This window comes from Prevotella dentasini JCM 15908 (assembly GCF_000614065.1).
Taxonomy (GTDB): domain Bacteria; phylum Bacteroidota; class Bacteroidia; order Bacteroidales; family Bacteroidaceae; genus Prevotella; species Prevotella dentasini.
This window is the reverse complement of record NZ_BAKG01000001.1, coordinates 1-15,529: the sequence shown is the minus strand read 5'-3', so window position 1 is coordinate 15,529 and position 15,529 is coordinate 1. Positions and strand designations below refer to the sequence as shown.

Annotated in this window: 9 protein-coding genes, 1 tRNA gene and 3 pseudogenes; 12 read left to right on the top strand and 1 reads right to left on the bottom strand. The window is 51.8% G+C overall.

The window, feature by feature from the left end; all coding sequences use genetic code 11:
• Nucleotides 1-70: 70 nt before the first annotated feature.
• Nucleotides 71-1,060 carry a patatin-like phospholipase family protein gene (locus JCM15908_RS00060; protein WP_051530717.1) on the bottom strand — a complete coding sequence of 330 codons (990 nt, stop codon included), beginning with the start codon at nt 1,058-1,060 and terminating at the stop codon, nt 71-73.
• Between the two features lie 620 nt (nt 1,061-1,680).
• Here JCM15908_RS00060 and JCM15908_RS00055 point away from each other — a divergent pair.
• The 12 genes and pseudogenes from JCM15908_RS00055 to JCM15908_RS00005 all read left to right on the top strand — a co-directional run bounded on the left by JCM15908_RS00055 (nt 1,681) and on the right by JCM15908_RS00005 (nt 15,496).
• Nucleotides 1,681-2,826, top strand: a complete 1,146-nt coding sequence (locus JCM15908_RS00055; protein ID WP_025001785.1) for an acyltransferase family protein — start codon at nt 1,681-1,683, stop codon at nt 2,824-2,826.
• 765 nt (nt 2,827-3,591) lie between these two features.
• A complete protein-coding gene (gene mutS, locus JCM15908_RS00050) occupies nt 3,592-6,249 on the top strand; it encodes a DNA mismatch repair protein MutS (protein ID WP_025001784.1) in 2,658 nt (885 codons plus the stop codon).
• 353 nt (nt 6,250-6,602) lie between these two features.
• Nucleotides 6,603-7,472 (top strand): DUF6242 domain-containing protein, encoded by an 870-nt coding sequence (locus tag JCM15908_RS13945; RefSeq protein ID WP_051530716.1) that lies wholly within the window; start codon nt 6,603-6,605, stop codon nt 7,470-7,472.
• Nucleotides 7,469-7,980: pseudogene (locus JCM15908_RS13940) on the top strand (DUF6242 domain-containing protein). The gene JCM15908_RS13945 and the pseudogene JCM15908_RS13940 overlap by 4 nt, the downstream one beginning before the upstream one ends.
• A gap of 113 nt (nt 7,981-8,093) precedes the next feature.
• Nucleotides 8,094-8,789, top strand: coding sequence for a type IX secretion system protein PorG (porG, locus tag JCM15908_RS00040; protein WP_025001783.1), 696 nt, complete (start codon nt 8,094-8,096; stop codon nt 8,787-8,789).
• Between the two features lie 62 nt (nt 8,790-8,851).
• On the top strand, nt 8,852-9,592 hold the full coding sequence (locus JCM15908_RS00035; RefSeq protein WP_025001782.1) for an isoprenyl transferase: 741 nt from the start codon (nt 8,852-8,854) through the stop codon (nt 9,590-9,592).
• 12 nt (nt 9,593-9,604) lie between these two features.
• Nucleotides 9,605-12,234 (top strand): annotated as a pseudogene (locus JCM15908_RS11265) (BamA/OMP85 family outer membrane protein).
• A gap of 144 nt (nt 12,235-12,378) precedes the next feature.
• The gene (locus JCM15908_RS00025) at nt 12,379-12,933 is read left to right on the top strand and encodes an OmpH/Skp family outer membrane protein (protein ID WP_084607781.1); all 555 of its coding nucleotides are present in this window, start codon (nt 12,379-12,381) and stop codon (nt 12,931-12,933) included.
• A 131-nt stretch (nt 12,934-13,064) separates the two neighbouring features.
• A complete protein-coding gene (locus JCM15908_RS00020) occupies nt 13,065-13,568 on the top strand; it encodes an OmpH/Skp family outer membrane protein (RefSeq protein ID WP_025001780.1) in 504 nt (167 codons plus the stop codon).
• A gap of 169 nt (nt 13,569-13,737) precedes the next feature.
• Nucleotides 13,738-14,240, top strand: a pseudogene (locus JCM15908_RS11260) (OmpH/Skp family outer membrane protein).
• 150 nt (nt 14,241-14,390) lie between these two features.
• Nucleotides 14,391-15,227 (top strand): glutamate racemase, encoded by an 837-nt coding sequence (murI, locus tag JCM15908_RS00010; protein ID WP_025001779.1) that lies wholly within the window; start codon nt 14,391-14,393, stop codon nt 15,225-15,227.
• A 196-nt stretch (nt 15,228-15,423) separates the two neighbouring features.
• Nucleotides 15,424-15,496, top strand: a tRNA-Pro gene (locus JCM15908_RS00005).
• Nucleotides 15,497-15,529 lie beyond the last annotated feature (33 nt).

Genomic DNA, 15,529 nt, shown 5'->3' with positions numbered 1-15,529 from the left:
GGGCAAGGGACAGACAAGCCCTCTGAAGACGGAGAAACTACCGGAAAACATAGCAAGGGGAGTGGTTGTCCTAAAAGTTTACCGTACGCGAACCATACACCTGCCGCTTCAACCCCTCCACGACGGCGGGTGTCAGCACCGCACGGGCAGCGGCATATCCTTCTTCCATCATTCTTGTGATGGCTTCCCTGCCGAAGCTCGTTACCCCGTAGCCGGTGAGGGTGGGATTGATGTAGATATCGGCCTGCCTCCTGTTTTCGTTGTATTTACGGATATCGGGACGGTCGGCAAGCCACTTGAACATCCCCCCCAACTGACGGAGGAAACCCAAGGGCGACCGATAGTCGTCGTGCTTGTTCTGCGTCAGGTCAACGGCAATGACGATGTCGGCCCCCATCCGCCGCACTACGTCAATCGGCAGATTGTTTATCATTCCGCCATCCACCAGCATCAGCGAATCGAGGACAACGGGCCTGAACACTCCCGGAATGGCCATGCTTGCACGCATATTCCTCGCCATGCTGCCCGTATCGAGGACTATCTCTTGCTGATGCCGCAGGTCGAAGGCCACGCAGGCGTATGGCGGCTGCCCGGCACACGTGCAGCCTTGGGGCGCATGGACCACCAGAGAGTCAAGAAACCGATAGATGCGGTCGCCGTTCAGAAGCCCGAAGCCCTTCCTGCCGGCAGGTTTCCCCTTACTGCGACGGATGGGAAAGCCAAAAAGATAGGTGATGCCGTCAGCCTCCTGTACGATACGGTGCGAGAAAGATGAGTCGCGCCCGGCAAAGAGCGCAAGCCAGTCTTGCGAGCGAAAGAGCGTATCAAGGTCGCCCGAACGGTACCCCACGCTGTAGAGACCGCCCACTATAGAACCAATGCTTGTTCCGGCAATATAGTCGATGGGGATTTCCGCCTCCTCCATAGCCTTGAGCACCCCCACTTCGGCAGCTCCCTTCGCACCGCCTCCACCGAGAACCAACCCGACACGCGGACGCTGCGCCTGCACGGAAAAACCTGCAAGAATAAGCAGGAATGAAAGGACTAATCGCTGAATCATGCAGCAAATATACTCATTTTCTGCAATATGAGACAAGGAAATAGCCCTGACTTTTGAAAAGAAATCGCAATCTAAACAATCAATTGTCTTTCCACTGCACAAACAGAAGCCCCGTCTGCCCCCTGCAATCGTACCTCCCCGGACAGACGGGACGCCTGATTCTGCTATCCGTAACGCGGACATATCTTTCTTACCCGTTTGGCTTCAATGAACCGGACAGCACACGCATCCCATCTATAGCAGAAGAACAAAAACACAAATTGTAAACAACTGACAATCAGGCTTCTAACATTCACTCAACGAAAGTGCCGCTTTCATCGGGTGAAAACGGCACTTTAACATGGCGAAACGGGCTTGCCCACACAGCCGATACGGCACTTCCGCCATTCCGCGGCCTTGCATCCTTGAATTCATCCCACAGACGATGCCGGTTTCCGCAGAAATAACGGGTATGCCGTACCCGTCCGTCCATCCTCCGCCCATCATGCACCGCATGTCCTGCCAAGCTCCGATAGAATTATTTGCAGGCTTTGCTTGCCTGTTGCCGGGAAAGATACTATCTTTGCAGATGAAGTAATGGCACGGGGGCAATCCCCGTTGCCCTGACTGAAGACGTACCGATGACAACTTCCGATAGAATACACGAAACCGCCTTGGCGACCTGTCCGCCCCGACGTCAGCACTGGATTGACCTCCTGCGCGGCTTCTGCATGCTTGCCATCCTGCTCGACCACACCGAGATATACTACACGGGCGACAACCTCATCAGCTACCATCTCTATGTGGCCGACGCGCTGGTCGTCTTCTTTTTCATCTCGGGCTATCTCTTCTGCCGCCCAAACAATTACGGAGCAGAAGCAGCCTCCACCCTTAAAGGCAGACAGGCCGGCGACCCGGACAGCCGGGGCGGAGACGTGCAAACTGACCGCCTGCCCCTGCGACTGGCCGAGGAGCCGTTCCCGTTGCGGCACAAACTCCTTTCCATTATCCGCAACCTGCTCGTCCCTTACTTTGTCTTCACCACCGCCCTCGCCCTGCCCAAATCCTTGGCGCATGGTCTGCCAGTGGAGGAAGTCTTCCTGACCGTCCTGACAGGACAGGCCTCTTGGTTCATAGCCGCCCTCATTGTGGGAGAGACGGCTTTTGCCCTGCTCCTGTGGATAAGTCGTGAGAAATGGTGGATATTGTCAGTTTCGGCCCTCCTTTCGATGGGACTGTGCATCTGGTCTGCACACAATGGACGGTCGTTCTACTGGCAAGCAGACAATGCCTGCATGGCATTGACCATCTTGTACTTAGGTTATCTCTACCGCCGGAAGGAAGCGTTTTTCAACCGTTTCCACACCCCATACCATACATTCCTGTTCTTTATATTATTCATTATAATAAAGGTATATGTCCACACCGAAGGAGTCAGCCTGCTGATAGAGCCCATCGGAGTGTCCGACTGGCCGGTTTTCGTGGTCAACATGGTGGTGGCAGTCTTCTTTCTGGTCAACCTCTTCCGCCAGATTCCCCGGCTGCACTTCCTGCGGCCTGTAGAATGGACGGGCAGTCATAGCCTTGTCTATTACTTCCTTTGTGGCGGCGTTCCCCTGACGGTTTCTGCCATGTTTCAACGCCTCGGCCTGCCTTACGACGGAAACTATCTCCACGTCGTTCTCGCCTACGTCGCCGTGTGGATTGCCTCCACCGTCCTCGTATGGCTGACCTACCGCTATCTCCCCTTTGCCGTCGGCCGCTGGGATAGATACCGTAACGAATAGAGACAGCGAGACAGGCACGGGCTGCCCTCAGTAGCCCGATGGTCATTTCGCAAGCGAACTTTTATCTGCCGGTGTATTGTGCTTTCCGATGTTGCCGATGACGTGTTGCCGAATTGGCACACAGAACCTGCAAAAAGGGCGAAAGGTGCAGCAAATCACTTTGCCACACCTTCCTTTCTGATTCTACAAATTAACCTTAACTAGTCTAATGTTGACTACAACGCTTTGTTTTCTTCTTATTCTTATGCTTTATGATTTACAAAAAGTCTTCATCTATAGTTTATCCTTTTCCAGTGAAGAGAAGACGTTCCGGCGACTATCTCTGTCTCTCGTGTCCATCTTCCTTTAACGAGTATTGGATACCTTCTTAATTGTCGGTTGCAAAGATAGCAACGATTTCACGGTCTCGCTTGGAGTATCGCCTAAAAAACCTGCACCCATGTCCTGATTTAGTCTTAATAATAGGACTATTGTCTTATAAATAATTCATTACTCATTGATAATCAATAAATTAAATATCCTAATATGACTTTTGCATGAAAAGGCTGAATATTCTGTTCTTTCCTGCTCCTTTCCTGCATTTTTCATTTCTCCCATTCAGCAAACGACGGCCCGTTATCGGGGAAAGCATTTTTATCCGTCAGCCACCCGTGCGCAGTCGGTGTGCTAAAGTTTATTGATACTTTTGGGAGTTCGCGCCTATTTTCGTATATTTGCAATTTCCAAACAAGAAACCGACAACATAACTAAAAGGAAACAAACTCCATGGCTAAAGACGAAAAGGGATTAACACCGATGATGAAACAGTTCTTCTCCATGAAGGCCCAGCACCCGGACGCGCTTCTGCTCTTCCGCTGCGGCGACTTCTACGAGACCTACTGCGACGACGCCATAGAGGCTGCGCGAATATTGGGCATCACCCTGACCAGACGCAACAACGGAGCGTCCTCGGGCGACGAGATGGCCGGATTCCCCCACCATGCCCTCGATACCTATCTGCCAAAACTGATACGCGCCGGAAAGCGCGTCGCCATCTGCGACCAGCTCGAAGACCCGAAAAAGAAGCGCGAGGAGATAAAGGGCAAGAAAGGCCTGTCTGCCATGGACAAGATGGTGAAGCGCGGAATAACCGAACTTGTTACACCGGGTGTGGCCCTGAGCGACAACGTGCTCAACTACAAGGAGAACAACTTCCTTGCCTCCGTCCATTTCGGCAAGGGTGCATGCGGCATCAGTTTCCTTGATATTTCTACGGGAGAGTTCCTTACGGGCGAGGGGACTTTCGACTATGTGGAGAAGCTCATCGGCAACTTCACGCCCAAGGAGGTGCTCTACGACCGCGGCCGGAAGCAAGATTTTGAACGCTATTTCGGCACGCGCCTCTGCACGTTTGAGATGGACGACTGGGTATTTACCGAACAGACCGCACGCCAGAAACTCCTCAAGCATTTCGGAACCAAGAGCCTCAAGGGGTTCGGAGTAGACCACCTGCACAACGGAGTGGTCGCTGCCGGGGCCATCATGCAGTATCTCGAACTGACGCAGCACACACATATCAACCACATAACGTCGCTGTCGCGCATTGAAGAGGAAAAATACGTGCGCATGGACCGCTTCACCATCCGCTCCTTGGAGCTGATAGCACCGATGCAGGAAGACGGTTCGTCGCTGCTGAACGTGATAGACCGCACCGTTACCCCGATGGGCGGACGCATGCTGCGCCGATGGATGGTCTTCCCACTGAAGGATGTCAAGCCCATCAACGAGCGGCTGGACACCGTTGACTACTTCTTCCGCGAACCCGACTTCAGGGCTTGTCTGGACGACCAGTTCCACCGTATGGGCGACTTGGAGCGCATCATATCCAAAGTGGCCGTGGGGCGCGTATCGCCCCGGGAGGTCGTACAGCTGAAGACGGCACTGCGCGCCATTCAACCCGTCAAGACCGCCTGCCTCTACGCCAAGAACGAGGCACTACAGCGAATCGGCGAGCAGATGAACCTCTGCGAGTCGTTACGCGACCGCATAGAGAGGGAAATCAAGTCCGACCCACCGCAGCTCGTCGCCAAGGGCGACGTGATAGCATCGGGCTACAATGCCGAGCTTGACGACCTCCGCTCCGTCCGCGACAACGGCAAGCAGTATCTTCTGGAAATTCAGGAGCAGGAAACGCGGAAGACGGGCATTTCGTCTCTCAAGATAGGCTTCAATAACGTGTTCGGCTATTATCTTGAGGTGAGAAACACATTCAGGGACAAGGTGCCGTCAGACTGGATTCGCAAGCAGACCTTGGCACAGGCAGAACGGTACATAACGCCCGAACTGAAAGAGTACGAAGCCAAGATTCTCGGAGCCGACGAAAAGATTCTGATGCTCGAGACCAAGCTCTTCAACGAGCTGGTACAGGACATGCAGGAGTTTATTCCGCAAATTCAAATCAATGCCAACCTCGTCGCCCACCTCGACTGCCTGCTTTCCTTTGCAGCGGTATCTGAAGCCAACCGCTACGTCCGTCCCGTTGTGGACGACACGGAAGTGATAGACATCCGGCAGGGCCGCCATCCCGTCATCGAGACCCAGTTGCCGATAGGCGAGAAATACGTCCCGAACGACGTGCGCTTGGACAGCGAGCAACAGCAGATTATGATGATTACAGGCCCGAACATGGCAGGTAAGTCAGCCCTGCTCCGCCAGACCGCCCTCATCGTACTGCTCGCACAGATAGGCTGTTTCGTCCCTGCCGAGAGCGCACAGGTAGGCATGGTAGACAAAATCTTTACCCGTGTGGGGGCATCCGACAACATTTCGCTCGGCGAGTCCACATTTATGGTAGAGATGACGGAGGCTTCCAACATCCTGAACAACGTTACTCCGCGCTCCCTCGTACTCTTCGACGAGCTCGGAAGGGGCACAAGCACCTACGACGGCATCAGCATTGCATGGGCCATCGTGGAGTATCTGCACGAGCAGCCCCGTGCGAAGGCGCGCACGCTCTTCGCCACCCATTATCACGAACTGAACGAAATGGAGAAGATTTTCCCACGTATCTGCAACTACAACGTTTCGGTGAAGGAGCTGGACGGAAAGGTCATTTTCCTCCGCAAGCTCGAACGGGGCGGCAGCGAGCACTCGTTCGGTATTCACGTGGCCGAGATTGCCGGCATGCCGCGTTCTATCGTCAAGCGTGCCAACACGGTTCTGAAGGAGCTTGAAGCCGACAACGCTCAGGTGGGCAGCGTCGGTAAGCCGTCGGTAGAGAAGCTCGAAAAAAGCAGGGAGGGCATGCAGCTGTCCTTCTTTCAGCTCGACGACCCCGTCCTGACACAGATTCGCGACGAGATTCTCGGTCTGGACATCAACAACCTGACCCCGGTCGAAGCTCTGAACAAGCTGAACGACATCAAGAAAATCGTAAAGGGATAGGCCGGCCATGCTTTCCTATGCCCCTGACGCAAGGGGAAGCATGGAGAAAAACTGCCTGAATTCCTTGTCCATAACTTCTGTTCCGACCTCCCTGCCTAACGGAGTACGCTGACCGGAAATGGCGGTACGAAATGACTTCCCCTGCCACCTTTCCCATGAACTGACTCAGGCAGAGACAGGCATGCCCCGTTCCGACAAACAGGGACGGGGATTTTCAAAAATTCATCTTGTAGCCTAAACAAACTTAAAAAAAGGAGACGAATTCGATATTTTACATAATTAATGGTGTCAAAGCCCCTGTTTCTGAAGATTTCTAAGTAAATTTGCAGCTAAAAATCATATATCAGCATCTGATGAGAAATAAAATATCCTTCCTTGCAGCAATCATAGCAGCTGCACTGATGATGACCTCCTGCCTGAAAGACGAGGACAACGACAAGGGCGTTACGTACAGCGATACTGCCATAACTTCCTTTTCCATAGCCACGCTGAAGCAGGTGCGCGACACGGTATCGAAGAGCGGAGCGGACAGCTCCTATATTGCAAATATAAAGGGAAACAAGTTTTATTTCAGTATAGACCAGACAAAGGGACTCATATACAACACCGACTCCCTGCCATACGGCACAAAGGTAAACAGGGTCTTGGTATCCATGACCGCACACAATTCAGGAACCATTTTGTGGAAGTCGCAGACAAGCGACTCGCTGAAATATTACTCCTCGAACGACTCGGTAGACCTGTCGCAGCCACGCACTCTGCGCGTCTATTCCAACGACGGGTCCAGCTACCGCACCTATACGGTTTCGGTAAACATACACAAGCAGAAAGCCGACGTCTTCAACTGGCTTGCCCCCGTAGAGAACACTGAATTAGGGCAGCTGACTGCCTCGCGCATGCTTGCCTTCGGGGGAAATATCTATCTGCTGGGGCAGAAGGACGGCAAGACCATAGTCTACGCAACCTCCGAAAACAACCCATCGGCATGGGTGGCATCGCCTGCCAGCTTTGGTGCAGAGGCCTACAAGAGCGGCATCGTAGCAGGAGACTACATCTATCTCGCCGATGAGGGCACGGTAAATCGCACCATCGACGGCATCAACTGGAAGCCAATGGGCACAGACAGCCGTATCCGCCAGTTGGTGGCAGGCGGAAAGACAAAACTCTTTGCCATCTCCAACGATGGCGGGCTGCTGATGTCGGAAGACCAAGGCATCACGTGAACAGTGAAACCATTGATGACGCAACGTCCTTGCTGCCGACCGACAACTTCGGCTATTCCTGCCAGTCTCTCACCACCAACAGGGAGATGGAACGCATCATGCTCGTAGGCACTACGGCAGCACAGAGCAACGCCGTCGTATGGACAAAACTTGTCGACACCTCCAACGCTTCGGCCTCCTATCCGTGGACACTCGTCGATGCAGCCACCTCGCAAGCATACGGACTCCCGGCACTGACCTCCCTGTCGCTCCTCAACTACGATGGCAGCGTTATCGCTATGGGACAGGCAGCAGGCACCTTTACCACTCCGCTCATAAGTGCAGACGGTGGCATCACGTGGAAGAGCAGAAAGCACTATACCTATCCTTCGGGACTCGGCGTAGCGCCAACTTCTCGGCAACCGTAGACCGTCAGAACTTCATCTGGCTGCTCAGCGGCACCCAGCTGTGGCGCGGACGGCTCAACCGGATGGGATGGGACATGCCGCTGAAGGAAATAGGAGGCTAAATTCCGGCACACTGAAATCATAAGATTTTCACTCACTATATATAATTAAGGTATTGCCCACTGACAAAAGGGCTGTTCTTCGCCAACCAATAATCATCATTCAACACCCATCAATGGCAAAACGATTACTTTTCTATATGATGTTCGTCATGGCTGTCCTGCCCGTTCGCGCACAGGATGAGCCTGAATACCGTATGGAAATTGGCGCAGGCATCGGCATGATGGACTATCTCGGCGACTTCAACGGTTCGCTGACGAAAGATTTGCAGCCGATGGGAACCGTATTGGTCCGCTACAACTTCAACCCCTATATGGGCATGAGGATGAACGCTTCGTTCGGCAAGATGAAAGGAAAATCTGCCGATGAGAAGACCTATTACCCGAAATTTGCCAGTCAGCCCTATGAGTTCAATAATTCGCTCGTGGACATTGGGCTTGCCTACGAATACAATTTTCTGCCTTATGGCACAGGACGCGACTATCGGGGGGCACAACGCCTGTCGCCTTACGTGTCGCTGGGACTGGGTGCCACCTACGTCAAGACAGAAGGAGGAAGCAAGAAGTCGGCTTTCTCGGCCAACGTCCCGATAGGCATCGGAGTGAAATACAAGGCAGGAAAGCGCGTCAATGTCGGTCTGGAATGGGCCATGCACTTCTGTCTCAGTGATGAACTTGACGGGCAAAAGGACCCATACGGCATTGAGAGTAGCGGACTTTTCAAGAATACCGACTGCTATTCGACTCTTCAGCTGACCCTCACCTATAGCTTCAGTGCCAAGTGCCGTACCTGCCACAACGAAGACGAATAGGAGCGGTACGGAAGAAAACAACTTCGCAACAGAACAAGAACATATAATCTTCGCAACAGAATATGGCAGAAGAAATAGACATAAAGCGCGTACCACAGCATATTGCCATCATCATGGACGGCAACGGACGTTGGGCGACAGAGCGCAACAAGCCACGCTCCTACGGCCATCAGGCAGGCGTAGAGACCGTGCGCCGCATCACCTCGGAGTGTACACGGCTCGGAGTAAAGTACCTGACGCTCTACACTTTCTCCACCGAAAATTGGAACAGACCGTCCGACGAGGTGGCCGCTCTGATGGGACTCGTACTCACATCGCTCGAAGACGAAATCTTCATGAAGAACGACGTGCGGTTCCGTGTCATCGGAGATATTGGCCGACTACCCGAGGCTGTTCAGAAAAAATTGCAGGAGACGATGGAGCATACCGCCAAGAACACAACCATGACAATGGTGATTGCCCTCAGTTACTCGGCACGGTGGGAGATAACAGAAGCCACCCGGCGCATAGCAAAGCAGCTACAGGACAAGATACTGACGCTTGACGACATTACGGAGGAGACGCTTTCGGAGAACATGAACACCAACTTCATGCCCGACCCCGACCTGCTTATCCGCACAGGGGGAGAGCTTCGCATCTCCAACTATCTGCTCTGGCAGCTTGCCTACTCCGAACTCTATTTCTGCGATACCTATTGGCCTGACTTCAGAGAGAACGACCTGCAACAGGCCATTGTCAGTTTCCAAAGCCGGCAACGACGTTTCGGAAAGACGGAGACCCAAGTTGAAAACGAAAATAAATAAGATACGCTATACATGAGTAAGATAAACAAGGTTCTGCTTCTCCTGACCGCCTTCTTCGGAATAGGACAGCAGATGATTGCACAGGAGACTATCGTCAACCCTACCATCTCCTATGCCGGAACTCCCGGAGTGTATAGGCTGGCCGGACTGACCACATCGGGGGTCGAAGGCTACGAGGACTATATCCTGACGGGCATTTCCGGATTGTCCGTCGGACAGGAAATAGAGATTCCCGGCACTGCCATCACCGATGCTGTGAAGCGGTACTGGAAGCACGGACTATTCTCCGATGTTTCCATATCGGTGGACTCAATCGTCGGCAACGACGCTTACCTGAAGATAAAGCTGCGCACCCGTCCGCGTGTGTCTACCATCAACTACATCGGACTGAAAAAATCGGAGACCGAAGACATGGAGAAGAAGCTCGGATTGCTCAAGGGCGGACAGATTACCCCGAACATGATAGCACGTGCGCAGACCTTGGCAAAGAGATATTTCGAGGACAAGGGATACAAGAACGCAGAAATAAACATCCGCCAGCGCGACGACGTTGCCAACAAGAATCAGGTCATTCTCGATGTAGAGGTAGACAAGAAGCAGAAGATGAAAGTCCGACAGATTATACTGGAGGGCAACGAGCAGTTGTCTGACAAGAAAATCAAGGGCGGACTCTTTACCAAGGGTGCACTTTCCAAAACCCACGAAGCCGGAAAGCTGGCGACTTTTCTGAAGTCTAAGAAGTTCACTCCCGAACGCTGGACAGAGGACAAAAAGAAGCTCATAGACAAATACAATGAACATGGTTTCCGCGATGCCGTCATTCTGAAGGACAGTGTCTGGAATGTGGACGACAAGCACGTGAATATCTATGTCAAGCTGGACGAAGGCAAGAAGTATTACATCCGCAACATCACGTGGGTGGGCAACACGGTTTACAACACCAACTACCTCTCCCTTCTGCTCAACATGAAGAAAGGAGACGTGTATAATCAGAGGTACATGAGCAAGCGTCTGACCGAAGACGAAGACGCTGTCGGAAATGCCTATTGGAACAATGGTATATCTTTTACAACCTTCAGCCGACAGAGGTGAACATTGTCGGCGACTCCATTGACCTCGAAATGCGTATCTACGAGGGACAGCAGGCCCGCATCAATCACGTGAAGATAAACGGCAACGACCGTATCTATGAAAATGTAGTGCGCCGGGAACTCCGTACCAAGCCGGGCGACCTCTTCTCCAAGGAGGCTTTGCAGCGTTCTACCCGCGAACTGGCATCCATGGGGCACTTCGACCCCGAGAACTGCTCGCCCGAAGTGCATCCGAGATACGAGGACGGAACGGTTGATATAGACTGGAATCTGAAGCAGAAGAACAACGACCAGATAGAGTTCTCGCTGGGATGGGGACAGACTGGCGTCATTGGCCGTGTTGGACTGAAGTTCACCAACTTCTCTGTAACCAACCTTTTCCGTCGCAACAAGGAACACCGCGGACTGCTGCCCATAGGTGATGGCGAGACGCTCTCGCTCGGTGCACAGACCAACGGGCGATACTATCAGAGCTACAACGCCCAGTATTCCACCAACTGGTTGGGAGGCAAGCGTCCGATACAGTTCACCTTCGGCCTCAACTACTCCAAGCAGACCGACGTATCTACCAACTACTACAACAGCGGATATTTGAACAACTACTACAACTACCGCTATGGATACGGCAATTATAACTACAACAACTACGAGAACTTTTCGGATCCCAACAAGTATATAAAACTGCTCGGAGTCTATCTGGGTTGGGGAAAGCGTCTGAGCTGGCCTGACGATTATTTTACGCTGTCGGTTCAGTTGGCCTATCAGCGTTATATGCTGAAGAACTGGCGTTATTTCATCATGACGAGCGGCTCTGCCAATAACCTCAACCTGAACGTATCCATCAACCGCTCGTCTACAGATAATCAGCTGTTCCCACGCCGCGGTTCCGAATTCTCGGCTTCGCTGGCCATCACACCGCCTTGGTCGAAGTTTGACAACAAGGACTATCGCAATTTGGCCAACGACGTCAACTCGCCAACCTACTCTCAGGAACAGCAGGAGAAGTATCGCTGGGTCGAATATCACAAGTGGAAGTTCAAGGCGCGTACCTTTACCGCATTGTCAAGCGGACAGAAATGCTTTGTCCTGATGACCCGTGTGGAACTCGGATTGCTCGGCAGCTACAATAAATACAAGAAGAGTCCGTTTGAAACATACTACATGGGTGGCGACGGAATGAGCGGCTACTCCACCGGATATGCCGAAGAGACAATCGGATTGCGGGGGTATGAGAACGGCTCGCTTACGCCCCGGGGACAGGAAGGCTACGCCTACGACCGATTTACGCTCGAACTCCGTTACCCGTTCCTGTTGGGCAACACGACCATCTATGGTCTCGGATTCATTGAGGCCGGTAATGCTTGGAGCGAAACAAAGAAATTCAACCCCTTCGACATGAAGCGTTCAGCAGGTATCGGTGTCCGCATCTTCCTCCCGATGGTCGGCATGATGGGTATTGACTGGGCCTACGGATTTGATAAGGTACTCGGAACGAACGGATGGGAAAAGGGCGGAAGCCAGTTACACTTCATACTCGGACAGGAATTTTAACAAGAGAACAGAGGAAAGGGTAAAGAGATGAAACGCTCTCCCCTGCATTGCTCCTATGACAGCAACAAGGTGTAAAGCCTGAAATGCAGGAAAAGGAATCAATAATCTTCTCCCTCTGATTAGACAATAATAAAACCAACAGATATGGAAAGAAACAAGAAAGCTATACGCAATAGGGCATTGAGGAGTGTCTTGCCCCTTTGTCTTTTTATCCTTTTGCCCTTAACCGCATCTGCGCAGAAGTTTGCCCTTATCGACATGGAGTATGTTCTGAGCAACGTACCTGCCTACGAGAGGGCCAACGAACAGCTCAATCAGGTGAGCAAAAAGTGGCAGGCAGAGGTCGAAGCCCTCAATACGGAGGCAGGAACGATGTACAAGAACTATCAGAACGAGGTGGTTTTCCTCTCTCAGGAGCAGAAAAAGAAGAAGCAGGAAGCCATCATGACAAAAGAAAAGGAAGCATCTGACCTCAAGCGGAAATACTTCGGTCCGGAAGGCGAGCTGTTCAAGAAACGCCAAAGCCTCATCTCACCGATACAGGACGAGATTTACAATGCCGTAAAAGACATATCCGAACAGCGCGGCTATAGTCTGGTCGTTGACCGTTCAAGCGAGTCTGCCGGCATCATCTACGGTTCACCGAAGATTGATATCAGCAACGAGGTACTGCAAAAGCTCGGCTATGCCAACCAGTAATCAGTCACTCAACATTCATAATTCACAATTGTGGATACCTGTCTTGTTCTTTGCGACATTTCCATAAAGCACAGAACGCTCATGGACAGCAGATAAACAAAATAACAAACAATCAAAAATAACAAAACAAAATGAAAAAACTTATTTTAATGTTGATGCTCTGTGCACCAATGACCATGTTTGCACAGAAGTTCGGGCACCTTGACTCACAGGCTCTTCTTCAGTCTCTTCCCGAGGCTACAACTGTACAGACCAGCCTTGAGGCAAAGGGAAAGGAGTATGAAAAGCAGCTCACCGACATGCAGGCAGAACTGCAGCGCAAGGCTGAAGAGTACGACAAGACCAAGAGTACGATGAATGCTACCAAGCAGGCAGAGACAGAAAAGGCCTTGCAGGATATGTACACCAAGATTCAGCAGACCGCACAGGACAACCAGAAGGCTTTCAACGAGGAGCAGCAGAAGCAGCTCGGTCCGGTTCTTGACAAGGTTCGCAAGGCTATCGAAGCCGTTGCCAAGGCAGGAAACTACGTCTACATCATGGAAAAGGCAGCAGGTCAGCCTATCTATATCAACGATACGCTCAGCAAGGACATCACTGCCGACGTAAAGGCACAGCTTGCCAAGATGAAGTAAACGCCCTCCCCTTTGTCCGAATCAGCCACAACTGCTGCATATCGTTGCGGATATGGCGGTTCGGGACAGAAGAGGTCAGCGCATGAAACATCTTCCTGTGCTGACCTCTTTTTTATTCTCTGCACACGAGTAACCCAACTTCAACGTTCCCTATCAACACCCTTACAGAATGAAGAAAATACTCTTATCCCTCCTTCTCGTAGCCCTGCCGGTTTTTGTCAACGCCCAGTCGTTGCGGTTTGCCTATTTCCACTACATGGAAGTACTGCAATCAATGCCTGACTACGCTATTGCCACACGCAATATGCTGACCTCCGCGCCAAATACGATGAAGAGACAAAGCGGTCGGAGGATGACTTCAATGCCAAATACGAAGACTTCCTCGACAAGCAGCGCACTCTCGCCCCTTCTATCCTCCGCAAACGACAGGCGGAACTTCAAGACCTGATGGAAAAGAACATCGACTTTAAGGAAGAGACAAAGCGGTTGCTCCAACAGGCTGAACAGGAAGCCTATGCGCCAGCACGACAGAAACTCAACGATGCAGTCCGGAAAATAGGACAGGAAAACGGTTACGCCTTCGTCCTCAATGCCGACAACAATGCCCTGCCCTATGTTGACACGACTCAGGGTATAGACATTACCGATGTGCTGAAAGAATCTTTCCATTAAATCCAACCGACAACGGTTAATGGACAATCGTCTTTTGACATGGAAAGCTACACATTATAAAAGGTGAGAATAAAAGACATTTCCCATTCAGCCTTTAACTCTCGCAGAGAGCTGCCTTTTCCTCAACTCCCTTAACTGCCCAAGGAAAATATGAAATACTCACAAGAAGCAGGCCCTATAGGGGTCTTCGATTCCGGCTACGGAGGTTTGACAATACTTCATGGCATCCGACAGATGTTGCCGGAATACGACTATCTCTACCTTGGCGACAATGCCCGTGCACCCTATGGCTCGCGCTCGTTCGACGTGGTCTATCAGTTTACGCGTCAGGCAGTGCTGAAACTCTTCGAGATGGGATGCCAGCTGGTTATCCTCGGCTGCAATACGGCCTCGGCAAAAGCTCTCCGCAGTATTCAGCAGAACGACCTTCCCGGCATCGATTCGCGTCGGCGCGTGCTCGGAGTCATTCGTCCCACTGCCGAAATCATCGGACACCTTACCCATAGCCGCCACGTCGGACTTCTGGCTACGGAGGGAACGGTACGCAGCGAAAGCTATAATATGGAAATACAGAAGCTCTGGCCCGACGTGAAAGTTACCGGCACGGCCTGCCCCCTATGGGTACCCATCATAGAAAACAATGAGGCTGACAGTCCCGGAGCAGACTATTTCGTAAAGAAACGCATTGACCACATTTTGCGGCTCGACCCCGATATAGACACGCTCATACTCGGCTGTACCCACTATCCCATCCTTATGCCGAAGATTCTGAAGTATGTTCCCCGTGGCGTACAGATTGTCCCACAAGGGGAATATGTAGCAGAAAGCCTGCAGAACTATTTCCGCCGGCATCCTGAAATGGAGAAACTCTGCACCAAAAATGGCACGGCTTGCTATTATACGACCGAGAACGAAGAGAAGTTCAAGGAGAATGCACGCATCTTCCTCCGCGAGGACATCAAGGTGCGGCACATTGATTTAGAGTAGTCGGCAGCCCCTCTGCCACACTGCCGGCCCACAGGCAGGCTGCCGGTTCTTCATTATCAGCCTTCGCAGCAGTTTGTCTTAACAAGCCGGATAGCAAGCATTATTTTTCCATACAGAAAAATATTCACCATAAAATGCTACTTATTCCGAATTTTTATGTACCTTTGCAACCGCTTAATGAGTAACATTAAGCTATCGGGATGTAGCGCAGTTGGTAGCGCACTACGTTCGGGACGTAGGGGTCGGGCGTTCGAGTCGCCTCATCCCGACTGAAAAAAGGAATAAGTATCACTACTTATTCC